The organism is Streptomyces sp. NPDC006925 (genome assembly GCF_042869575.1).
Lineage (GTDB): Bacteria > Actinomycetota > Actinomycetes > Streptomycetales > Streptomycetaceae > Streptomyces.
Genome location: NZ_JBIAGB010000026.1, coordinates 62,882 through 85,222 on the forward strand (window position 1 = coordinate 62,882; position 22,341 = coordinate 85,222).

Here is a 22,341-nt window from a genome sequence, read left to right on the forward strand (position 1 = left end):
CGCGGCGGTCCGTACGCTGGCCCCATGAGTGACGCACCCACCCCCGCGAGCGAAGAACCGGCACACGACCCCGAGGTCCTCGAACTGGCGCAGCGGATCTTCGACCTGGCCCGGCACGGCGACACCGACACCGTCGCCGCCTACGTCAAGGCGGGCGTCCCGGCGAACCTGACCAACGACAAGGGCGACAGCCTGCTGATGCTGGCCGCCTACCACGGTCACCCCGAGACCGTGCGCGCCCTCGTGGCGCAGGGCGCCGACCCCGACCGCACCAACGACCGGGGGCAGTCCCCGCTCGCGGGCGCGGTCTTCAAGGGCGAGGACGCGGTGGTGCGGGTCCTCGTCGAGGCGGGCGCCGATCCGCGCGCGGGGACGCCGTCCGCCATGGAGACCGCCCGGATGTTCGAGAAGCGGGAGCTGCTGGAACTCTTCGGCGAGCAGTAGTCCCCGGCCGGTCCCGGCCCACGGGTGCGGGTCGCACCGCGCGACCGGCCCCCTCCACGGGCCCGCCGCGGGGCCATTCGCTCACGGCGTTCGCGATCGGGGCGGCCGGACGGCCACGGCCTGCCCGCCATCCGACCATCCGGTCAGGCGGTCAGGCGGTCAGGCGGTCAGGCGGTCAGGCGGTCAGGCGGTCAGGCGGTCAGGCGGTCAGGCGGTCAGGCGGTCAGGCGGTCAGGATGACTCACCGGCTCCGCCTACGGACTTGCGGGCCTCGACGAGGAAGCGCGCCGAGTGGGCGACGAACGGCCCCTCGCGCTCTATCCGGTCGTGCAGCTCCCGCAGCCGTTCGCGGTAGCGCTCCACGCTGAAGTCATGAACCATCCACACGACCTTGCGCAGGAAGTAGACCACCGCTCCGACGTCGAAGAACTCCATACGGAGCCGCTCGGACCGCAGGTCCACCACCGCCAGCCCCGCCGCCTCGGCCGCCGCCCGCTCGTCCTCGGGCCGCCGCAGCCGCCGAGCCTCGGGCTGGGGGCCGAGGAAATACTCCACCAGTTCGAACACGGACGCCGGGCCCACATGCTGAGCCAGGTAACTGCCGCCCGGCTCCAGCACCCGGGCGATTTCCGACCACCGGGCCCGCACCGGATGCCGACTGACCACGAGGTCGAACGCACCGTCGGCGAACGGCAGCGGAGCCTCGTCCCTATCAGCGACGACGACCACGCCACGCGGGCGCAGCAGCGCGGTCGCCCTGGCCACGTTCGGCGGCCATGACTCGGTGGCGGCCATCACCGGCGGCAGCAGCTCCGCCCCCGCGAGCACCTCACCGCCGCCGGTCTGGATGTCGAGCGCGGCGGAGGCGGTGCCGAGCCGGGCACTCATCTGCCGCTGATACCCCCAGGAGGGCCGCGCCTCGGTCGCCCTGCCGTCCAGCCAGGAGAAGTCCCAGCCCTCGACGGAGACGGAAGCGGCCTCCGCCACCAGTTCATCGAACGAGCGCGCCATTCCGTCATCCTCGTGGTTCGGCCGCGCCACCGCCAACCGGTTTCCCCCGGCTCCGGTCCTGGCCCCCGCTGTGCCTCCGGCTGTTCGCGCCGCCTTGGCCCGGCCCCGGCCCCGGCCCCGGCCGGTGAGCGTCTCGGGAGGCGGCGGGGGCAGTTGGCGCTGTCGGCCGGTTCGAACCCGAGCGCGAACACCCCGGTCCTACCGAACGCCCGGGTCCTGCCGAACACCCCGGTCCTGCCGAACGCCCGGGTCCTCCCGCAGTGCGGCGGCGACCAAGCCGTCCAGGGCGTCGCGCCGTACTTCGCCACCGCTGACGAGGTGATCGAAGACCAGCCCGTCGATGCAGGTCAACAGGGTATGCGTGCGGCTCTCGACGTCCGGCACACCGCGCGTGGCGAGGAACGACCGGACGGCCTCGCGCCCGGCGTTGTCGCGGGGTACGAGGATCTCGCGGAGCTCCGGGTCGCGCACGCTCTCGACGGCGCAGGCGTAGCGGGCGAGGGAGCGGCGGCGGCCCTCGCCGGTGAGGCGCTGCCCGATGAGCAGCGCCATGCCGTTCACCAGTTCCTCGGCGGTGCGCAGAGGTGGCAGCGCCTCGGCCGCGGCCTGCAGTTCGGCTTGGTCGAGGTGGACCAGGCGGGTGACGAGAGCGCTGAGCAACGCGGCACGCGTACGGAAGTAGGCCGAGGTGGTCCCGGTCGGCAGGGCCGCCCTGCGGTCGACCGCGCGGTGGGTCAGGCCGCGGATCCCTTCCTCGGCGAGTACGTCGATCGCCGTGTCCGCCAGGAGAGTGCGCCGGTCCGAAGCCATACCTCCTTTCTACACCTGTAGAGCACCGGATAGGATCGCTTTCTACGCCTGTAGAAGACTGGATCGAGGTTCGGCATGGGCAGCACAGCAGTGGTGGTCGGAGGGGGTATCGGCGGACTCGCCGCAGCGATCGGCCTGCACCGCAGCGGATGGGAAGTGACGGTCCTCGAGCGCGCACCCGTGCTCGACGACGCGGGGGCAGGTATCTCGCTGGCCGCCAACGGCCTGCGGGCACTGGACGAACTCGGCGTCGGCGAGGCGGTACGGGCCGCTTCGCGAGGCCAGTACCTCGGCGGCACCCGTACACCGCGCGGCGGTCGGCTGGCCCGGATGGACGGTGCGGCGCTGGAGAGAGCGGTGGGCACCCCGATCACGGGAATCCCCCGCTCCACCCTGCACCGGCTGCTCCGCGACTCCCTGCCCGCCGACTCCCTGCTGATCGGCTCCGAAGCGGCCGGCGTCGTGCAGACCGGCCCCGCGACGGTGCACGTCGACTGCGGTGAAGCGGCCCTGGAGGCCGACCTGGTCGTCGCGGCCGACGGCATCGGCAGCACGATCCGCGGAAGCCTCTTCCCGGACCATCCCGGCCCGGTCCACAGCGGTTCGACGGTCCTGCGCGCCATCACCGAGCACCCGGTCGACCTGCCCACCGACTTCGAACTGACCTGGGGGCAGGGCATGGAGTTCGGGCACATCGCCTTCAGAGACGGGCGAGCCGAGTGGCACGCCGTGCTCAGCACCCCCGCCGGAACGCGGTACGCCGACCCGCTGGCCGAACTGCGCCACCGGTTCGGCACCTGGCACGATCCGATACCCGCCCTGCTGGAGGCGACCCGAGCGGAGGATGTGCTGCACCACGACGTCCACGAACTCCGCACGCCGCTCCCCTCGTACACCGTCGGCCGAGTCGCGCTCCTCGGCGACGCGGCGCACGCGATGACCCCCAATCTCGGACAGGGTGCTTGCCAGGCGCTGGAGGACGCGGTCGTGCTGGCCGCCTCGCTCGGCACCGAGCCCACCACCGAGTCCGCACTCGCCCGCTACGACGCCGAGCGCCGACCGCGCGCTCAGGCCGTCGCCGGAGCCGCCCGGCAGGCCGGACGGATGGGCCAGCAGCTCTGCCATCCCCTGGCCGTCGCCCTCCGGAACACGGCGATGCGGCTGACCCCCTCCCGGATCACGACCCGCATGGTCCTCCGCCACCACGCCTGGATCCCACCCCGGCTGACCTGACCCACCCGGGGCTGCACCTTCCCCGGTGGCCCCCGCGGGCCCCGCCGCAGGTCCCCGCCCCTGCCCGCGGACCCGAGCCGGCACCAGGACCGGGCGCTCGACCCGGCCTCCGGCGCCGGGCCCCGAGTCGGAGGCCGATGCCGGACCGCGGGCCGATGCCGGACCGCGGGGGCTGAGGAGGCCGGTCCCGAGGCTCGGCACCGGTACCAGTGCGGGGACCGAACCGGCGCCGACACCCCGTACTGGGGCCGGCGCCCGTGGCAGGTGCTGGTACCGGCGCCGGAGTCAATGCCGAAGGCCCGGGCTGGAGACCGGGGCCGGGGCTCCGGGTCGGTCTCCAGCAGATCGGGCCGGGGCTCCGGGCCGGAGCCGTGCTGGTACCGGCGTCGGCGCCGATGCCAGTACCACCGTTTGGCGCCGACACCGGTATCGGTGCAGGTACCAGTGCCGGGGCGCAGGTCAGGGAGGGTCGGCTGCCCGAAACGGCCAGGCCCGCTCCGACTGCTCCGGACACGGTCAGAGCAGGGCAGGGTCGATCAAGGGACGGTCGCGGGACAGGGCCGTCAGGGCCGCAATGTGCTGATCCGCACCACCTCTCCCCGCTCCAGGGCAACATGGAGGGCGCCGTCCGGGCCGAGGGTCAGGCCGTGCGGTTCCGATCCTGGTGTGGGCAGCGGATGCTCCACGATATGACCCGAAGGGGCCCGGGAGGCCACGCGGTTGCCGGCCCACTCGGTGACCCAGCAGGTGTCGTCCGGGCCGACGGCCACCGCGTGCGGCCTCGACTGCCGGTCGGGCAGCGGGAATTCCTGGACCCGGCCGTCCATGTCGATCCGTCCGAGCTGACCGGCGCCGATCTCCGCGAACCACAGCGCGTCCGCCCCGGCTGCGATACCCACCGGTGCCGCTCCCGCGCTGGGCAGCTCGTACAACGTGACGCTGCCCTCGAGCGTGATCCGGGCGATCGCATCCGCCTGGTTCAACGTGCACCACAGGGCCCCGTCCGGGCCGGCCACCAGCGCGGAGGGAAAACAGCCGTCGACCGGCAGGGGGAACTCGGTGACCTCGCCGTCCGTGGTGATCCGGCCGAGGCGATGGGCGCTGGTCTCCGTGAACCAGAGCGCCCCGTCCGCGGCCGCCGCGATGCCGTACGGGCCGCACTCCGGTGTCGGGAGGGCGAAGGAAGCGGTCTCCCCGTCGACGGTGATCCGGCCGATGCGATGGTCCCTGGTGCGAGTGAACCACAGGGCTCCGTCGGGCCCTGGCGTGATCGCTGTCGGGCCCGAATCCGCCGCGTCCAGCGGCCAGGTCGTCACCCGGCCTTCCGGCGTGACGCGGGCCACGGCGCCCGCTGTCACGAGGGTGACCCACAGTCCCCCGTCGGGGCCGGTGGCGATGCCGTAGGGGCCCGTTCCGGGGCCGAAGGCCGCCGTGGTGGCCACGGCCACCGGCGGCGCCGACGAGGTCGGCTCCCTCCCGTGGTCGGACATGGAATGCGGTGCGTGCGCGGTGCCCGCCGGGTCCTGACTCATCGACAGCTCCTGTTTCCCGGCGCTTCCTCGGGGAGCGCCGCGTTCGGTTCCTCCAGTGCAAGCCGCGCACCCCGCCAGCGCTGCCGCAGCCTGCGGTCGTGGCTCACCACGACCAACGCCCCCTCGTAGGCGTGCAAGGCCTCCTCCAACTCCTCGACCAGCGCGGGAGACAGGTGGTTGGTCGGCTCGTCCAGCAGCAGGATGTCGGCCGGCGTGGTCACCAGCCGGGCCAGGGCCAGGCGCTGCCGCTGGCCGGTGGAGAGCCGGGCGACGGGCACCTCCAGCCGCTCCGAGGCGAACAGACCCAGCGCCAGCAGCCGCCGGGTGTGCTCGGCAAGCGGCCCGGGACGGCCGTGCGCGTACGCCTCCAGCAGGGTCTGCTCCGATCCGCCGGGGATCTCGGGCTCCTGGGGCAGGTGGCCGATCGTGCCCCGGTGCGCGACCCGGCCGGCGTCCGGTACCGGCTTCCCGGCGAGGGCGTTCAGCAGTGTGCTCTTCCCCGCGCCGTTCGGCCCCGTCACCAGCAGCCGCTCGCCCGCCGCGAGCGCCAGGTCGGTCCGCGGCAACCTGCCCCGGACCGCGACTCCTTCGGCCGTCAGCACCGTGCCGCGCAGTCCCCCGGCGCGTAGCTCCGGCGCAAAGCGCAGCGGCACCGGCGGAGGCGGCACAGGGTCCGCCAGCAGTCGGCGCAGCCGTTCCTCGGCATTGCGGACCCGTCCGGCCAGCGAATGCTGGACGCGCCCGGCGGCCCGGTCGTAGGCCATCTTGTTGCCGTCCTTCATCGCCCTACCGGGCGCCACCCTGCGGGCCGTCGTGGCGGCGGCCTCCCGGAGCCGTTCCGCCTCGGCCCGCCAGCGCTCGTACGCCTCGGCCCAGCGGCGGCGGGCTGCGGCCTGCTCCGCCAGATAGCCCGCATAGCCGTTGCCATAGCGGACGACTGTGCGGCGATCGCCGTCCACCTCGAGCAGTGTCGTCGCGACCCGTTCCAGAAAGGTGCGGTCGTGCGAGACGGCGAGGGTGGTGCCGCGGCGTGTCCGCAGATGCTCCTCCAGCCAGCGAAGCGCGGCGTCGTCCAGGTGGTTGGTGGGCTCGTCCAGCAGCAGCACCTCGGGGCTCGCGGCCAGCAGCGCGGCCATCCGGAGCCGCACCCGTTCGCCACCGGAGAGGCCGCCGACGGTGCGGCCGCGGGGCAGGAGCCCCAGCCCGAGACCGTGCAGCGCGCGCTCGACGCGGGCCTCGGCGTCGTATCCGCCCCGCAGTTCGAACGCGGTCAGCAGGTCCCCGTACTCGGAGAGGACCGACTTCTCGCCCTCCGCCATCGCCGCTTCCAGCGTGCGCAGGCGTCGCTCCATGGCGCGCAGCTCGCCCAGCGCGCCGTCGATGACCTGCTGGGCTGTCAGCTCCGCAGGCAGCGGCGCATCCTGAGCGAGGTAGCCCACACCTCCCTCGGTGTGCAGAACGACCTCTCCCACGTCCGGCTTCTCGTGGCCCGCGAGCAGACGGAGCAGGGTCGTCTTGCCGGAACCGTTCTCCCCGACGATTCCCGCTCGTTCACCCGCCGAGAGGGAGCAGCTCGCTCCGTCCAGAACCGTGCGGCCGTCGTACGACTTGGTGACGGCCGAAGCCGTGATCCGGGTAGCCATGCGTGTTCTCCAAAGCGATCAGGAAGGAAGCGGCCAAGGGGGACCGCGGGACCGGGTGAACGCTCTGGTCGAGCATCGGCAACTCCTCATCCGTGTCGCGGCGTGCGCGACGGGTGACGGTTCGGGATGCGATCGGCGGGCTTTTATCGCGACGCCTGTCGCGATAAGATGTTGGCACGGCGACCGCGGTCACGGCAAGGCGGAAAAGAGGGAAATCGCGGGAGCCGGACGGACCCGGGTCACGGACACGGGTCGCCGGAGCCGAGGCGAGGGGAAGCGGGATGAGCGTGACGTGACAGCGGAGGAGCGCGGGCCGGGGAAGCCGGCCCGGCACACACGGAAGCCGGGCGGCACGGACGGCGAAGCGGGGCCGGACCGCACGGGCGGGGACAGTCGGGACAGCCGGGGCACGGCCGCTGCCGCGGAAGCGGACAGGGACGGCGGGCCGCCCAGGGACATCGGGGCGGCCCGGGGCGCCGCCGGTGCCCGGCGGCCGGGCGGACGCACGGCGCGCGTGCGCGAGAAGGTACTGGAGGCCGTCGGTCCGCTGCTGGTCGAGTACGGCTTCGACGGACTGACCGTGGACGCCGTCGCGGCCCGCTCGGGCGTGCACCGCGCCACGGTCTACCGGCGCTGGCGGGACGTGGGCGGCTTGCTGGCGGACGCACTCGACGCGGCGGGCGACGACGACTGGCGTCCGCCCGACACCGGCTCCCTGGAGGGCGACCTGCGGGCGCTGAACGACGAGGTACAGGAAGCGTTGGCCGAGGAGCCCTCGGTCGCACTGGCCATGATCGCCGCTTCCTTCCGCTCGGCGGAAGCGGCGCGGTCGCTGCGGCGGTTCTGCGAGGAGCGCTACGACCGCTGCATCGTGGTCGTGGACCGGGCCGTGGCGCGGGGAGAGCTGGAACCGCCCGTCGAAGCGCGGAAGCTGGTGGTGAGTTCCACCTCCCCCGTCTACCACCACCGGGTACTGCTGCACGCCCCGCCCGACCCGGCACTGCCCGCAGAGGCGGCCCGCGCAGCGGTACTCGCCGCGCGGGCCGGGGCGTTCCGCAGCCCGCCACGCGGCTCCTCCGGACGCCGGGCGACGGATCAGGCCGCGGCGAAGGCCGAGCCCAGGACGGGGGCCGGGACCGAGCCCGGAACTTGACCGGACGGGGACCGGGGCCCGGGCCGGACCGGGGCCGGACCGGGGACTTGACCGGACCGGGGCCGGGGACTTGACCGGACCGGGGCCGAGGACTTGACCGGACCGGGGCCGGGGCCGGAGTCCCGGCCGACCCGACCGCCCCCCCGTCGGCCCCAAGCCGGTGATGCGCTCCGCACCCTCGGAGGCGGGAAGAGCAAGAGGGCGACCGCCAAGGCCGAACCGGCCGGGAGCTGCACGGTCACCTTCTGGTGCCTACGGCACCGAGAAGTGCGTTCTTCCACGTCAGACATCACTCTCTTATGGTTCCTGAGTATCCGTAGGAGACCGCCCATGGTCTGACCGCGCGGACCCCGGACCCGCGCACAAGGAGGCACACAGCATGCCCGTCACTCTCGTGAACCCCGCCGGACTCCCCGCGATCGACGTCTACCGGCAGGTGTCGATCTCATCCGGATCGCGACTTGTCTTCGTCGCCGGACAGGTCTCCTGGGACGCCGAAGGGACCACCCTCGGCCAGGGCGACCTCGCCGCTCAGGTCGAGCAGTGCTACCGCAACATCGGAACGGCGCTCGCCGAGGTAGGCGGCGTCTTCGAGAACGTGGCGAAGCTGACCTTCTATGTCGTCGACTGGACGCCCGACAAGATGCCCCAGCTCATGGAGGGGATCTCGAGGGGCGCGGCGGCAACCGGAGCGGCTTCCGCCCCGCCCGCCACGCTGCTGGGCGTCGCGGCGCTGGACGTCCCCGAACACCTCGTGGAAATCGAGGCCACCGCGGTCCTGGACTGACAGGCCGCCTGCGCGGGGTGGCGGACACGTCGCCTTCGTTCCGCGGTCACGCACGTTCCCCGGGCCGGAGCGGTTGCCGAACCGGAGCCTCGCCGACATCCCGTCGGGCGCCGCACCGACATCCCGTCAGGCGCCCGGTCGGAAGCGGCCGGAGAAGGGAGAACGGAAGCCGAGGGAGGTGTTCACCAGGCGGCCCGGAACGGTGCCGCACGGTGGGGGACGACGCATCGGACAGCGCCGGGACCGCAGTTCGGAGGAGGCTGCACACTCCCCGCCACTCTCAACGTATAGCGCAGTGGGGGCCTTGCGGCAAGGCCCCGGTGATGCCCCAGAATCACGTCCCGAGACCAGAACCCGGGTAAATCAGGGATTCGCGCAGTACGTGTGCTTATGGGGTGTGCTCGCGAGCTGGTCGCCGGGCGGGTCGCGCAGGGCGAGCCGTCGGTGCGCCCCACAGCGGGACGCGGGACACGAAAGGCCGTCGCCGAGGCGGGCGTCCGGCACGGAGGTGCCGCAGCGGGTCGCGTCGCGCTCCGGGAACAGAGGAGCGGCTGGCCGGAAGGCAGCCAGGGAAGTGGGGGATTCGATGATCGACGTGATCGTGGCCGGTGGCGGACCGACCGGACTGATGCTGGCCGCGGAGTTGCGGCTGCACGGGGTGCGTGTGGTCGTACTGGAGAAGGAGGCGGAGCCGACCACGGTGGTCCGCGCGCTCGGCATGCACGTGCGCAGTATCGAGATGATGGACCAGCGCGGTCTGCTGGAGCGCTTTCTCACACTGGGCAAGCAGTACCCGCTGAACGGATTCTTCGCCGGCATCAGCAAACCGCACCAGGTGCGCCTGGACTCCGCGCACGCGTACGTCCTCAGCATCCCGCAGCCCCGCACCGAACAGCTGCTGACGGAACACGCGGTCGAGCTCGGCGCCGAGCTGCGGCGCGGCTGCGAGGTGGTCGGACTGGACCAGGACGCGCACGGGGTGACGGCGGAGCTGGCCGACGGCACCCGGCTGCGCTCGCGCTATCTGGTCGGCTGCGACGGCGGCCGCAGCAGGGTGCGCAAGCTGCTCGGCGTCGGCTTCCCCGGCGAGCCCAGCCGGGTCGACACGCTGCTGGGCGAGATGGAGGTGGGTGTCCCGGCGGAGACGCTGGACAGCGTGATGACGGAGGTCCGCAAGACGCAGCGCCTGTTCGGTGCCATGCCTCTCGCCGACGGGGTGTACCGCGTCGTCGTGCCCGCCGCCGGAGTGGCCGAGGACCGCACGGTCCCGCCGTCCCTCGAGGAGTTCCAGCAGCAGCTCCGGGTGCATGCGGGAACCGACCTCGGTGTGCACTCGCCGCGCTGGCTCTCCCGCTTCGGCGACGCCACGCGGCAGGCCGAGCGCTACCGGACCGGCCGGGTCCTGCTGGCGGGCGACGCGGCGCACATCCACCCGCCGACCGGTGGGCAGGGACTCAATCTCGGTGTCCAGGACGCATTCAACCTCGGCTGGAAACTGGCGGCCGAGGTCAACGGCTGGGCGCCGGAGGGCCTGCTGGACAGCTACCACGCAGAGCGGCACCCGGTGGCCGCCGAGGTACTGGTCAACGCCCGTGCGCAGATGGTGTTGCTGTCGACCGAACCAGGGCCGCTGGCGGTGCGCCAACTGGTCTCGGAACTGATGGACTTCGAGGAGGTGCACCGGTACCTGAACGAGAAGCTCACCGCCATCGGGGTCCGGTACGACTTCGGCGAGGACGGTCACGCACTCCTCGGCCGGCGGCTGCGGGACGTGGAGCTGAAGCAGGGGCGGCTCTACTCGCTGCTGCACGGTGGCCGCGGGCTGCTGCTCGACCAGACCGGCCGCCTCTCGGTCAAGGGGTGGGCCGACCGGGTCGACCACGTCGTGGATGTCGCCGAGGAACTGGACGCACCCGCCGTCCTGCTGCGGCCGGACGGGCATGTGGCCTGGGCCGGCGAGGACCAGGCGGAGCTGCTCGACCGCCTGCCGCGCTGGTTCGGCGCCCCGGTCGGCTGACCCTCGCACGGGCGACCGACCGGACCGACGCGGACCGCCACGCATCCGGCGCCCGCCGGGACGCCGCCCGCCGACGGGGTCACGCCGACGGGCGGCGCCCGGACGCGGGCACGACGGAGTTCCGCGGTACGTCCCGCTCACGCCCGGGTACAGGCGGTCGTTCCTGCGCGGCTGCTCAGGTGTCCGCAGACGGGCGTCGCGGGGTGCCGCGGATCGGGTGTCGGCAGACGGGCGTCGCGGGGCGCCGCTACGTCGCCATGGAGGCGTACGGGCTCCTCACCGGTGTTCACGACTGCGACGACGCCTTCTGTCAAGCCGTCGAAGCCGAGCGGGACGATGCGGGGCGTAGCCGAGGACCGCTCGGCGAGCAGTGGGAGGTGCGGAGCGAAGCCGAGGCGGCGCGCAAACTGCCTCGGCTGAGCGCGGTGTTTCCCCTGGGGCCGCTGGCCCGGTAGGGGCACCGGCGCGAGGAATCAGGTCAGCGTTTCGGCAAGGGTGTCGACGGACAGGCGATGCCATTCGTGGCTGCAACCGTCGGCGCAAGAGCGCTCCCGTCGACGCCCGTCGGCGACGGCCAGCACCGCGATCAGTAGCCGGAATGACTTGAGGCGCTCGTCGTGCGGGGTGAGGCTGACGATCTTCCCGAGTTGCTGGTCGATCCGCCCTCGTGCGATCAGAACTGCCGGTGTGTGCGTGGCGCGAAGTCCGGAACGGCGAATACTCTCCGGGCCGTCCTCGGTGGTGGCGCGAGCCTGAATGCAGAAATGTGACAGGAGGCGCAGGGTGTTGGACTGCTCTTCAGCGGAGAGGCTCTCGAACCACTCGATGCCCTGCGACATCGGCCGAAGCTCCTGGGCGAGCTCGTTGAGCGTGATGTACGGATCAGCCATTCGCATGCCCCCGTTGCGCCCGGATCGCCGTTGTCCATGGTGCTGCGATGTGGGAAGCCCCGAACCCGCCCTCACCGCTTCGGATCTGCACGTGGTGATGTGCTGTGCGATGTGCACCTTTACCTGTACGCCGTGCTGAGCTGCACTGTTGACGGGGAATCGAACCCCTGCGTTGCTCTTCACGCGCCAGGAGTGGGCCGGAAACCGCCGGCCCTCGGTGTGTGCACGCCTCCGAAGCTGCTACCTGCTCCACATCGTCCCCGCCTGCTGGACTACTCAGTCCAGCAGATCCACCTCCCAGTTCGTACGCTGGATCCGCACATCGACCTCGCGGATCTCCCGCGCGAGAACATCCGCCTGACCTCGCAGTTCCGCGACCGGAAGCGCGGAAAGCATCATCAGCTCGGACCGGAGTTGCCGGCCGTACCCCCGCGCGCCGCTACCCGCCGCCGCGTCCGCCGCCGCGGTGACCACAGAGTGGCGCAACCGCAGGACATCCCGGCGTGCGAGGGCATCGGTGAGCGTGCCGTCGGGACCCATCTCCACGGTGGCATTGGTCCGATTGATCCGCCGGATCAACGTTTCCAGAGCGCTCAGCACCTCACCGGCCTCAGCCAACAACTGGGCAGCATCCTCGGCAGGCGCCTCCCCTTCCTGGTACCGCGCACTGCTGACGACGCGCGCTCGCAACTGTTCTACCCGGCGCGTCGCCTCCGCACGTTCTGCCAGTGCCTCAGCAAGCTTCACTGTCTCCACCTCCCCCTCCATGAACTCGCACGAGTATACGAGTGCGAACCAGCTCAACACTTGGATTTTGATCCACAGGAGGCCCCTGGCCAGCCACTGGAGCGAGAGCGGACAGCCGCTCAGAGCGCTACGAAAGAGCATCCGACAGCACGACTGAGAACGAGTGGGATCCGCCGGTTTCGGCGAGGCAGGACAACAGGCCGGCCAGCTTCGCCGGGACTCCGCCACGTCGTTCGCCAGAAGTGCTGGGACTCGCCCCGTCTACTGAGAACGGACACCTGTCTCACCCGGTCACAGCGCAGCAGCCCGCGAAGATCGTGGCACACACTTGCAAGCAAGGTGCTTGCAATAGTTAGCGATCGGGTGCATGCTGTGTGCATGGCCTCGCTCAACGTCGGGAACCTCGGCGAGTTCCTGCGGGAACAACGGCGGACCGCGAAGCTGTCGCTGCGGCAGCTCGCGGAGGCCGCCGGTGTCTCGAACCCGTATCTGAGCCAGATCGAGCGCGGCCTGCGCAAGCCCAGCGCGGAGATCCTGCAGCAACTGGCCAGGGCGCTGCGGATCTCGGCGGAGTCGCTGTACGTGCAGGCCGGAATCCTCGACGAGCGGGACCGGGAGGACCTGCTGCAGGTTCCGGCCGCGATCCTCGCGGACTCCACGATCAACGAGCAGCAGAAGCAGGCGCTGCTCCAGATCTACGAGTCCTTCCGCAAGGAGAACGCGCAGCAGCGGGCAGCCGCTCCCGACGCGGCGGACCCGCCCGCGGCAGCGCAGGCACCCGCGACGGAGCCCCGGCAGGCGGAGTAAGCACAACAAGCTGAGCAAGGACAGCGAGGGGCCGCGACGGTGCGGGCCACCGGCACCGGACCGCGGGCGTCGGCCCCCTCGCGACGGACGGCCTCATCAGGCGAGTTGAGCCACGAAAGGCGAACCCTCATGCCCATCGCGAACGACCTGCGCAAGACCCTCACCGACCCGACCCCCCTCTACGTCGCCGCGGGCGTCGTCGACAAGCTCCGCGAAGAGGCGCCGCAGGCCCTCGCCGCGGTCCGGGAGACGGACCCCAAGGAGGTGCAGGCGCGGCTCACCCAGCAGGCCAAGGAGACCCAGGTCAAGGTGAGCGAGACCCTCGGCGGGCTGGACACCGACATCAAGAAGCTCCGCGAGCAGGCCCAGCACCTGGCGCTGCAGGGGGTCGGCGTCGCCGCGGAGTACGCGGTCAAGGCGCGGGAGACGTACGACGAGCTGGCCGTGCGCGGCCGCGAGGCCGTCAAGAACTGGCGCGGCGAGAGCGAGGGCGACACCCCCGAGGTGACCGTCGAGCGCGAGCCGGCCCAGTCCGTCAAGATCGCCGAGCCGCCGGCCGAGGAGACCGCGGGAACCTCCGGAGCCGACCCCCGCGGCACCTCCGCCGGGTCCGCCGACGGCACCCGCGGCAGCGCCGACTCCGCCTCCTCCGGCAAGAGCGCGAGCAAGAGCACGACCGCGAAGAGCACCGGGACCGCGGGCGCGAAGAGCACCGCGGGCGGCGGCACCAAGTCCGCGGCCGGCTCCACCGCATCCTCCGGCGCCAAGAAGACGGGCGCGGCCCGCTCCACCGGCTCCGGCACCCGGAAGTCGGCTCCGAAGTCCGATTCCTGAGCCGAGCCGCACCCGGGACGGAACGGGCCGGGCACCCTACGCGGTCCCGGCCCGTTCCGCGAGCGCTGCGGTACGGTTGCGGCAAGCCCCTTCGAGTCCTCCGCCATCCCTCCGAGCTACGTGACCGCCGCGACGACGACTGCGACCGAGGCGACCGAGCAAGGCACCGACACCGACCGGGAGTGTGAGCACCATGCTGTTGGCGGGCTTTCAGGCCACTGTCTTCGGGCTGATCAGCATTGCGCTGCTCGCCCTGGCGGTGTTCACGTTCGTGGACGCCGCCTTCCGGCGCGAGGACGCCTTCCGGGCCGCGGACAAGCAGAACAAGCAGTTCTGGCTGATCATCCTGGGGATCGCCGTCCTGGTGAACCTCGTGGTGCAGATGTTCCTGCTGCAGATCATCGGGCTGATCGCCACGATCATCTACATCGTCGACGCCCGTCCGGCGCTCAAGCAGGTCATGGGCAACGGCCGGGACCGCCGCCCGCGCGGCGGCAGCAGCAGCGACGGTCCGTACGGACCGTTCAACGGCAGGTGACTTCCCGGGGGCAGGTGACCTCCCGCGGACAGGTGACCGCTCGTGGCCCGGTCTCCGGCGACGGCCGCCGACGCGGCCGTCCGGTGCCGTGCAAGATCCATGGGGAATCCTGAGCACGATCGGCGGAAGCCCCGGGAAACGCGCGCGGCGGGAGCCGGACGGGGCGCCGGAGCACGATCCGGCCGCGGGCCCGGGCCGCCAGGCCTGACGGCCTCGGGACGCCAGGCGTGACGGGCCCGGGACGCCAGGCGTGACGGGCCCGGGAACTAGGTATGACGGCCCCGGTCCAGCAGCAGGACGGCAACGTCGTCGGTCAGCTCGCCACCGTTGAGCCGGCGCACCTCGTCCATCGTCCCGTCGAGCAGCCGCTCGCCCTGCGCGCCCTCGGCCATCCGCCGGGCCACGATGTCGAGCATCCCCTGCTGGCCGAGCCGCTCCCGGCTCGGCCCGGTGCCCTCGGCGGAGCCCGCCCCGGCGCGGGACTCCTCGGCGCGGCCGCCGTGCACCCGGCCCTCGATCAGCCCGTCCGTGTACATCATCAGACTCCAGGAGCGGTCCAGCCGGACCTGGCGGCGGGGCCAGCGGGCCTGCGGCAGCAGTCCGAGCGCCGGGCCGTTCTCCCCTTCGGGCAGCAGCCGGGGCGCCGCACTCGCGTCGGCCCCGGCGAACAGCGGCGAAGGGTGCCCGGCCAGGCAGACGCCCGCGCTGCGGCCGTCGGCTGCGATGTCGACGGTGCACAGCGTCGCGAAGATCTCCTCGCTGCTCCGCTCGTTCTCCAGCACTTTCTGCAGCGTGCTCAGCAGCGCGTCCCCGCACAGTCCGGCGAAGGTCAGGGCACGCCATGCGATCCGCAGCTCGACGCCGAGCGCCGCCTCGTCCGGTCCGTGGCCGCACACGTCGCCGATCATCGCGTGGACGACGCCGTCCGGGGTGCGGACGGTGTCGTAGAAGTCGCCCCCCAGCAGCGCACGGGAGCGGCCGGGCCGGTACCTGGCGGCGAACCGCAGGTCGCTGCCCTCCAGCAGCGGCCGGGGCAGCAGGCCGCGCTCCAGCCGGGCGTTCTCCTGGGCCCGCAGCCGACTCTCGGTGAGCTGGCGCTGGGCCAGGTCGGCCCGCTTGCGCTCCACGGCGTAGCGGACGGCGCGCATCAGCAGTCTGCCGTCCAGTTCGTCGCGGAAGAGATAGTCCTGGGCACCGACCCGGACGGCCTCTGCGGCCCGTTCCGCGTCACTGCCGTCGGTGAGCGCCAGGACGGCGTGCCGCGGCGCCATCCGCAGGACGCGGTGCAGGATGTGCAGCTCGTCGGAGTCCGGAGCCGGTCCGGAACCGGGAAGGGGCGAAGCTCCGGAACCCTGGGATGCTGATGCGGATGCGGGTGCGGGTGCGCCGGATGCGGCACCGGCCCCCGCCGCGGCACCGGACCCGGCCTCAGCGGCGGCGGCGCCCGCTCCCGCGTCTCCGGGGGTGCCGGGCTCGGGCACGGGCGCGGTCTGCGCCGTCTCGACTGCGGGACCCTCGAACGGGGCCTCCTCCGCCTGCCCGCGAAGCTCGCACGGCAGTGCGAGGTCCAGCAGGATGCAGTGGACGTCGTCGGTGAGCAGCCGTGCGGCCTCGGTGAGGTTGCGGGCGGTACGGACCCGCACGGGCCGACCGTACGCGTCGAGCATGCGGGGCACGCTCAGCGCACCGGCCGGATCGTCCTCGACGACCAGCAGGGTCAGGCTGCTGCCGGGTCCCTGCGCGGCCTGCCGGGCCGACGCGTCGGCGGCCTGTGCCACCGCCCCGGCCTGGGGCGCGCTTACGGGCATGCTGAAAACCTCTCCCTCCCCCGAGGGCGTGGTGTGCGCGCCGAACGGCGGCCACCATGGGTGAGCCCGGAACGGCGCGCGGTGGTGGGCGCTCGTCATCCCGGGCTGTCGGACAGGACCTTAGCGTCCGCCTGCGGATGGACGGAATGGCCGACGATAATCCGTCACTGTCATATGCCCACGCCTCGACGGGAATTCACGCCGCTATGGACCCGTTTTCCCCGCCCCCACATGACCAAGCTCACGCGCTGGAAAACGGGCCGACCGCGCCGGCCCCACACCTCGCCCGGCATGTGCCCGCCCGTCCTGCTTTTCGCGGTGAACACCCTTCCGTCCGCGCAAAGAGCGCCTTATGACTGCCGAGCGGCCTGCGAAATCCGGACAAGGCGCCCTTTCGTCGGGCGAGGAGAGGCCCGGCCCGATCGGACGGATGTGGAACTACTTGTCCGGACGGACGACGCCCAGGATCGGCATGCTCCCCGCACCCTCGACGGTGATCTGCCGACCGGTGCGCGGGGCGTGCAGCAACGCGCCGTCACCGACGTAGATCCCCACGTGACTGGCGTCCTTCTTATAAATGATCAGATCACCGGGGCGCATCTTCCGGACCGGGACGTGCGGCAACTGCTTCCACTGCTCCTGCGAGGTGCGCGGGATCCGCACCCCCGCCGCCTCCCAGGCCCGCATGGTCAGTCCGGAGCAGTCGAAGGTGTCCGGGCCCTCGGCACCCCAGACGTAGTCCTTGCCGAGCTGCTTGGTGGCCCATTCGACGGCGCGCCGCCCGGCCGGGGACGCCTTGCCGTCGAGGCCCTTCAGCACTCCCGACCCGATCCACTCGGCCTGTCGCGCCCTGGCGGCCTCGTCCTGCAGCTCACGCAGCCGCTCCCGCTCCTCCTTCTTCAGGCCTGACTCGATCTTCTCGGCCTGCTTCAACTGCGCGGTGATCTTCTTCTTGGCCGCGGCCTTCTTCCTGCGGTTCCGCTCCAGCTTCTCCCACTCGTCGGTGGCGTCCGCCGAGTACCCGCGGAGCCGGGCGCGGGTCCTGGTCAGGGAGCCGAGGAGCCCGCGTGTGGCGTGCTGCCCCTTGCGGGCCAGGGAGACGCCCTGCAGGAACTTCTCCGGATCGTCGCCGAGCATCAGCGTGGCGGCGTCCGGCATGCCGCCGTTGCGGTACTGCGCCCGGGCCATGGCACCGGCCGACTTATTGAGTTCGTCCAGTTCGCCCTGGGTGGACTCGATGCGCTTGGCCAGCTTGACGATGTGCTTCTGCTGCTTGTCGACGGCGGCCTCGGCCGCGTTGTAGGCGTCCGTCGCCGAACCGGCCTTGTCGTGCAGCTTCTCGATCTGCTTGCGGATCTGCTCGAGGGTCGGCTTGCCGGTGCCGCCCGGCTCGTCGGCCTCGGCCCCGGAACCGGGCCGGGTGCCGCCGGGATCCGGCTTCCCCGGCGCGGCGTACGCGGTGCCCGGTCCGAGTCCGGCCAGCAGCGCCATGGTGCAGGCCGCCACGAGCCCGTACCGGACGGACGGGAGGGTCGAGCTGGTCTGCGGCCGTATCACCCGGGCCACCCCCTGAATGTGGTCAACTTTGGCCGACGCAGCGTGATAGTGCCATGCCCGGCCGGAAGAGAACAGAGGAATGTACTGACGAGTATCCACAGGCGCCGCCACGGAGCGGCCCCCTCGGAGGGGCACCGGGCTGACCGCCGAGGTTCACTCGGCGTTCACTCAGCTCCGTCAGCCGCTTCACCTGATCTGTCTAATTTCGGCCTTACCAAGCGCGCGGCACAGCCTGGTTCAGGAACCGCGCCCCGTAGCCAGAGAACCCGACGGCCGGCCGGCCGTCGCTCCCGGGCCCAGGAAGGAACTGAACGAAAGTGAAGCTTCAGCGCACACTCCGGCTCCGCACCGCCGCCGTCGGCGCCCTCACGGTCTGTGGCGCCCTGGCCCTGAGCGCCTGCGGCTCGGACGACAACTCCGGCGGCTCCGGCAGCGACACGACGAAGGCGGCCAGCAAGATCAAGTGCGAGGGCGAGGGCAACCTCCTCGCCTCCGGTTCCAGCGCCCAGAAGAACGCCATGGACATCTGGACGCAGACCTACCAGTCCGCCTGCGGCAACACCCAGATCAACTACAAGCCCACCGGCTCGGGCGCGGGCATCCAGGAGTTCCTGCAGGGCAAGACCGCCTTCGCGGGCTCCGACTCGGCGCTCAAGCCGGACGAGGTCGCCAAGTCCAAGAAGGTCTGCAAGGGCGGCCAGGGCATCGACCTGCCGATGGTCGGCGGCCCGATCGCGGTCACCTACCACCTGGAGGGCGTCGACGGGCTGGTGCTGGACGCGGACACGCTGGCCAAGATCTTCGACTCGAAGATCACCAAGTGGAACGACCCCGCGATCAAGAAGCTCAACCCGGACGCGAAGCTCCCCGGCAAGAAGATCCAGGCGTTCCACCGGTCCGACGAGTCGGGCACCACGGACAACTTCACCAAGTACCTCAACACCGCCGCGCCCTCCTCCTGGAAGCACGAGCCGGAGAAGGCCTGGGCGGGCAAGGGCGGCCAGGGCGCCGACGGCTCCTCCGGCATCGCCACCAACGTCAAGCAGAACGACGGCTCCATCGGCTACGCGGAGCTCTCCTACGCCACCGGCAACGACCTGGACACGGTCAAGCTGGACACCGGTGCCGAGGAGCCCGTCGACGCCACCGCCGACAACGCCTCCAAGGCCATCGCGGACGCCAAGGTCGTGGGCCAGGGCAAGGACCTCTCCCTGGAGCTGAACTACAAGACCGAGTCCGAGGGCGCCTACCCGATCGTCCTGGTGACGTACGAGATCGCCTGCGACAAGGGCAACAAGAAGGAGTCGCTGGACGCGACGAAGTCCTTCCTCAAGTACACCGCGAGCGAGGACGGCCAGAAGGCCCTCAAGGAGAAGGGCTACGCCCCCATCCCCGACGAGATCGTCACCAAGGTCCGCTCGACCATCGACGGCCTGAGCTGAGCAGACCCCGCCGCCACGGCGGGACCCCGACGGTGTGGACCGGCGGTGCCCCGCGCACCGCCGTCCACTCCCCCACGCAAACCCGCGCCCTGAATATCACGAAAGTCCCGATACTCGGGGTGCGAACGATCCGGTGCACCGCCAAGGGGCCGTGCCGCGCAGCCACACCGCGCACAACGGCCCGCACCGTCAGACCGGAGAGACCATGGCTACCGAAACCCCTCCCGCGACAGCGGCCTCCGCGAAGGGCGCCACACGCAAGGGTGACCGAATATTCCTCGGGCTCTCCCGGGGATCCGGAATCACCCTCCTGGCGATCATGGCAGCGATCGCCGTCTTCCTGACCTGGCGGGCAGCCCTCGCCATCGGCGCCGACGAGGCCAACTTCCTCACCAGCTTCGAATGGGACGCCAACGCGGACCCGCCCCGCTTCGGCATCGCCGTCCTCGCCTTCGGCACCGTCGCCAGCTCCCTCCTCGCGATGGTGCTCGCGGTGCCGGTCGCCGTCGGCATCGCCCTGTTCATCTCGCACTACGCGCCACGCAAGCTGGCGACGCCGCTCGGCTACGTCATCGACCTGCTGGCCGCCGTTCCCTCGATCGTGTACGGCCTGTGGGGTGCGCTCTTCCTCGTCCCGCACCTGACCGGCCTCTACACCTGGCTGGACACCTACCTCGGCTGGACGGGGCTCTTCACCTACCACGGCGGCGCCGCGCGCTCGCTCTTCACGGTCGGCATCCTGCTCGCGATCATGATTCTGCCGATCGTCACCAACGTCTCCCGCGAGGTCTTCCGGCAGTCGCCGAAGATGCAGGAGGAGGCGGCCCTCGCACTGGGTGCCACCCGGTGGGAGGTCATCCGCATGTCGGTGCTGCCCTTCGGCCGCTCCGGCGTCATCAGCGCCTCCATGCTGGGCCTGGGCCGCGCGCTGGGCGAGACGATGGCCGTCGCCACGGTCCTCTCCCCCAGCTTCCTGATCAAGGCCAGCCTGCTGGAGCCCGGCGGCGGCACCTTCGCGCAGAACATCGCCGCCGGCTTCAAGGAGGCCGGTTCCACCGGCCGGGACGCACTGATCGCCTCCGGCCTGGTCCTCTTCGTCATCACCCTGCTGGTCAACGGTGCGGCCCGGCTGATCATCGCGCGCCGCAAGGAGTACTCGGGAGCGAACGCATGAGCCGGACCGCTGTGGCCGACGCCCCCGTCGACAGGGCGGCACCGCCGGTGAGCACCCTGCGGCAGCCGCGGCTGCCGCGCTGGGCCCCGCTCGGCCTGGCCGCCGTCGCCGCCGTGCTCGGCATCGGAATCGGACTGGTGGGCGGGCTGGACAGCCGCCTGCAGTGGGGACTGATCGCCGCCGTCCTCTACCTCGGCCTCACCGCGGTGCTCGCGGGCACCGTCGAGGGGACCCGGCAGGCCAAGGACCGGCTGGCGACCAGCGTCATCTGGGTCTGCTTCCTGCTGGCCGTCGTCCCGCTGGCCTCGCTGCTGTGGGAGACGCTCGTCCGCGGCGCGAAGGTCCTGGACGGCTACTTCCTGACCCACTCCATGAGCGGCGTGATCACGCTGGAGCCGGGCGGCGGCATCTACCACGCCCTGATCGGCACCCTGGAGCAGGTCGGTCTGGCCACTCTGATCGCGGCGCCCCTCGGGCTGCTGACCGCGGTCTACCTGGTCGAGTACGGCACCGGCCGACTGGCCAAGGCCATCACCTTCTTCGTGGACGTCATGACCGGCATCCCCTCGATCGTCGCCGGTCTGTTCATCCTCTCGTTCTGGATCATCATTCTCGACTTCGGCTACTCCGGCTTCGCGGGCGCCATGGCGCTGGCGATCCTGATGATGCCGATCGTCGTGCGCTCGACGGAGGAGATGCTCAAGCTCGTCCCCAACGAGCTGCGCGAGGCGTCGCTGGCGCTGGGCGTACCGAAGTGGAAGACGATCATCAAGGTCGTGCTGCCGACCGCGGTCGGCGGCATCACCACCGGCATCATGCTCGCCGTCGCGCGCATCGCCGGTGAGTCGGCCCCGATCCTGCTGCTGGTCTTCGGCTCCGCCGAGATCAACAACAACCCCTTCGACGGCGCGCAGTCCTCGCTCCCGTACTTCATCTACGAGCAGTGGGCCCTCGGCAACGAGGCGTCCTACGACCGCGCCTGGGCAGCCGCCCTCGTCCTGATCGCCTTCGTGATGATCCTCAACCTGGTCGCCCGCGGCATCGCCCGCTGGAAGGCCCCCAAGCACTAAGAGAGTGATTCCCATGGCCAAGCGCATCGACGTCAGCGGCCTCTCCGCCTACTACGGCAGCTTCCGCGCCATCGACGACATATCCATGACCGTGGAGCCCCGCTCCGTGACGGCCTTCATCGGCCCCTCCGGCTGCGGCAAATCCACCTTCCTGCGCACCCTCAACCGCATGCACGAGGTCAACAACGGCGGCCGCGTCGAGGGCAAGGTGATGCTGGACGACGAGGACCTGTACGGGCCGGGCGTCGACCCCGTCTCCGTGCGCCGCACCGTCGGCATGGTCTTCCAGCGGCCCAACCCCTTCCCGACCATGTCGATCTACGAGAACGTCGCGGCGGGCCTGCGGCTCAACGGCGACCACCGGAAGAAGGACCTCGACAAGGTCGTCGAGCGCTCCCTCAAGGGCGCCAACCTGTGGAACGAGGTCAAGGACCGGCTGAACCGGCCCGGTTCGGGCCTCTCCGGCGGGCAGCAGCAGCGGCTGTGCATCGCCCGGGCCATCGCCGTCGAACCGCAGGTGCTGCTGATGGACGAGCCCTGCTCGGCGCTCGACCCGATCTCCACCCTCGCGATCGAGGACCTGATCGGCGAGCTGAAGTCGCGCTTCACCATCGTGATCGTGACGCACAACATGCAGCAGGCGGCGCGCGTTTCCGACCGCACCGCCTTCTTCAACCTCGCCGAGGTGGGCGCCCCCGGGAAGCTCGTCGAGATCGACGACACGGAACGCATCTTCTCCAACCCGACCGTCCAGGCGACCGAGGACTACATCTCCGGCCGCTTCGGCTGATCCGGCCGGCCGGGCTCCGGCTGGTGCCTTCCGGCCGGTTCCGCCCGTCGCTCC

At 71.5% G+C, this 22,341-nt stretch carries 21 protein-coding genes; 13 read left to right on the forward strand and 8 right to left on the reverse strand.

The window, feature by feature from the left end; translation table 11 throughout:
* Nucleotides 1-24 precede the first annotated feature (24 nt).
* Entirely contained in the window at nucleotides 25-444 is a 420-nt protein-coding gene (locus tag ACFYNS_RS26965) for an ankyrin repeat domain-containing protein (RefSeq protein ID WP_388605486.1), read from the forward strand.
* Between the two features lie 231 nt (nucleotides 445-675).
* On the opposite strand, the gene ACFYNS_RS26970 is transcribed toward ACFYNS_RS26965, so the two are convergent.
* Both ACFYNS_RS26970 and ACFYNS_RS26975 read right to left on the reverse strand, forming a co-directional pair.
* Nucleotides 676-1,455, reverse strand: coding sequence for a class I SAM-dependent methyltransferase (locus ACFYNS_RS26970; RefSeq protein ID WP_360292699.1), 780 nt, complete (start codon nucleotides 1,453-1,455; stop codon nucleotides 676-678).
* A gap of 198 nt (nucleotides 1,456-1,653) precedes the next feature.
* Entirely contained in the window at nucleotides 1,654-2,265 is a 612-nt protein-coding gene (locus ACFYNS_RS26975; RefSeq protein WP_360292697.1) for a TetR family transcriptional regulator C-terminal domain-containing protein, read from the reverse strand.
* Nucleotides 2,266-2,340: 75 nt separating this feature from the next.
* Here ACFYNS_RS26975 and ACFYNS_RS26980 point away from each other — a divergent pair, with 75 nt between their 5' ends.
* Complete coding sequence (locus tag ACFYNS_RS26980; protein WP_360292694.1) at nucleotides 2,341-3,498, forward strand: FAD-dependent monooxygenase; 1,158 nt, start codon at nucleotides 2,341-2,343, stop codon at nucleotides 3,496-3,498.
* A gap of 563 nt (nucleotides 3,499-4,061) precedes the next feature.
* Here the strand turns inward: ACFYNS_RS26980 and ACFYNS_RS26985 are convergent.
* A complete protein-coding gene (locus tag ACFYNS_RS26985) occupies nucleotides 4,062-5,030 on the reverse strand; it encodes a virginiamycin B lyase (RefSeq protein ID WP_360292691.1) in 969 nt (322 codons plus the stop codon).
* The gene (gene abc-f / locus ACFYNS_RS26990) at nucleotides 5,027-6,673 is read right to left on the reverse strand and encodes a ribosomal protection-like ABC-F family protein (RefSeq protein WP_388605487.1); all 1,647 of its coding nucleotides are present in this window, start codon (nucleotides 6,671-6,673) and stop codon (nucleotides 5,027-5,029) included. Before abc-f ends, ACFYNS_RS26985 begins: the two co-directional genes overlap by 4 nt.
* A gap of 514 nt (nucleotides 6,674-7,187) precedes the next feature.
* Here abc-f and ACFYNS_RS26995 point away from each other — a divergent pair.
* From ACFYNS_RS26995 to ACFYNS_RS27010, 4 genes are all read left to right on the forward strand, one after another.
* On the forward strand, nucleotides 7,188-7,826 hold the full coding sequence (locus tag ACFYNS_RS26995) for a TetR/AcrR family transcriptional regulator (RefSeq protein WP_388605488.1): 639 nt from the start codon (nucleotides 7,188-7,190) through the stop codon (nucleotides 7,824-7,826).
* 379 nt (nucleotides 7,827-8,205) lie between these two features.
* On the forward strand, nucleotides 8,206-8,613 hold the full coding sequence (locus ACFYNS_RS27000) for a RidA family protein (RefSeq protein WP_360292685.1): 408 nt from the start codon (nucleotides 8,206-8,208) through the stop codon (nucleotides 8,611-8,613).
* A gap of 586 nt (nucleotides 8,614-9,199) precedes the next feature.
* The gene (rox, locus tag ACFYNS_RS27005; RefSeq protein WP_388605489.1) at nucleotides 9,200-10,630 is read left to right on the forward strand and encodes a rifampin monooxygenase; all 1,431 of its coding nucleotides are present in this window, start codon (nucleotides 9,200-9,202) and stop codon (nucleotides 10,628-10,630) included.
* A gap of 179 nt (nucleotides 10,631-10,809) precedes the next feature.
* Nucleotides 10,810-11,085 carry a hypothetical protein gene (locus tag ACFYNS_RS27010; protein WP_360292679.1) on the forward strand — a complete coding sequence of 92 codons (276 nt, stop codon included), beginning with the start codon at nucleotides 10,810-10,812 and terminating at the stop codon, nucleotides 11,083-11,085.
* An 18-nt stretch (nucleotides 11,086-11,103) separates the two neighbouring features.
* Here ACFYNS_RS27010 and ACFYNS_RS27015 read toward each other — a convergent pair whose 3' ends face one another.
* Entirely contained in the window at nucleotides 11,104-11,520 is a 417-nt protein-coding gene (locus tag ACFYNS_RS27015) for a DUF5958 family protein (RefSeq protein WP_360292677.1), read from the reverse strand.
* A 276-nt stretch (nucleotides 11,521-11,796) separates the two neighbouring features.
* A complete protein-coding gene (locus tag ACFYNS_RS27020; RefSeq protein ID WP_360292751.1) occupies nucleotides 11,797-12,267 on the reverse strand; it encodes a DIP1984 family protein in 471 nt (156 codons plus the stop codon).
* 378 nt (nucleotides 12,268-12,645) lie between these two features.
* Between ACFYNS_RS27020 and ACFYNS_RS27025 the strand changes: the two genes are divergently transcribed.
* The 3 genes from ACFYNS_RS27025 (at nucleotide 12,646) to ACFYNS_RS27035 (ending at nucleotide 14,446) form a co-directional block, all read left to right on the forward strand.
* Nucleotides 12,646-13,074 carry a helix-turn-helix transcriptional regulator gene (locus ACFYNS_RS27025; protein ID WP_360292674.1) on the forward strand — a complete coding sequence of 143 codons (429 nt, stop codon included), beginning with the start codon at nucleotides 12,646-12,648 and terminating at the stop codon, nucleotides 13,072-13,074.
* Between the two features lie 129 nt (nucleotides 13,075-13,203).
* On the forward strand, nucleotides 13,204-13,908 hold the full coding sequence (locus tag ACFYNS_RS27030) for a hypothetical protein (RefSeq protein ID WP_388605490.1): 705 nt from the start codon (nucleotides 13,204-13,206) through the stop codon (nucleotides 13,906-13,908).
* Between the two features lie 193 nt (nucleotides 13,909-14,101).
* Entirely contained in the window at nucleotides 14,102-14,446 is a 345-nt protein-coding gene (locus tag ACFYNS_RS27035; protein WP_388605500.1) for a DUF2516 family protein, read from the forward strand.
* Nucleotides 14,447-14,712: 266 nt separating this feature from the next.
* On the opposite strand, the gene ACFYNS_RS27040 is transcribed toward ACFYNS_RS27035, so the two are convergent.
* A complete protein-coding gene (locus ACFYNS_RS27040) occupies nucleotides 14,713-16,254 on the reverse strand; it encodes a SpoIIE family protein phosphatase (protein WP_360292669.1) in 1,542 nt (513 codons plus the stop codon).
* Between the two features lie 438 nt (nucleotides 16,255-16,692).
* Nucleotides 16,693-17,811 carry an NlpC/P60 family protein gene (locus ACFYNS_RS27045; RefSeq protein ID WP_360292746.1) on the reverse strand — a complete coding sequence of 373 codons (1,119 nt, stop codon included), beginning with the start codon at nucleotides 17,809-17,811 and terminating at the stop codon, nucleotides 16,693-16,695.
* A 317-nt stretch (nucleotides 17,812-18,128) separates the two neighbouring features.
* Here ACFYNS_RS27045 and pstS point away from each other — a divergent pair, with 317 nt between their 5' ends.
* The 4 genes from pstS (at nucleotide 18,129) to pstB (ending at nucleotide 22,287) form a co-directional block, all read left to right on the forward strand.
* The gene (gene pstS, locus ACFYNS_RS27050; RefSeq protein WP_360292667.1) at nucleotides 18,129-19,253 is read left to right on the forward strand and encodes a phosphate ABC transporter substrate-binding protein PstS; all 1,125 of its coding nucleotides are present in this window, start codon (nucleotides 18,129-18,131) and stop codon (nucleotides 19,251-19,253) included.
* Nucleotides 19,254-19,458: 205 nt separating this feature from the next.
* On the forward strand, nucleotides 19,459-20,427 hold the full coding sequence (gene pstC / locus ACFYNS_RS27055; protein WP_360292665.1) for a phosphate ABC transporter permease subunit PstC: 969 nt from the start codon (nucleotides 19,459-19,461) through the stop codon (nucleotides 20,425-20,427).
* Nucleotides 20,424-21,497, forward strand: coding sequence for a phosphate ABC transporter permease PstA (pstA, locus tag ACFYNS_RS27060; protein ID WP_360292662.1), 1,074 nt, complete (start codon nucleotides 20,424-20,426; stop codon nucleotides 21,495-21,497). The genes pstC and pstA overlap by 4 nt, the downstream gene beginning before the upstream one ends.
* 13 nt (nucleotides 21,498-21,510) lie before the next feature.
* Nucleotides 21,511-22,287: a phosphate ABC transporter ATP-binding protein PstB gene (gene pstB, locus ACFYNS_RS27065; RefSeq protein ID WP_388605491.1), complete on the forward strand. Its 777-nt coding sequence runs from the start codon at nucleotides 21,511-21,513 to the stop codon at nucleotides 22,285-22,287.
* Nucleotides 22,288-22,341 lie beyond the last annotated feature (54 nt).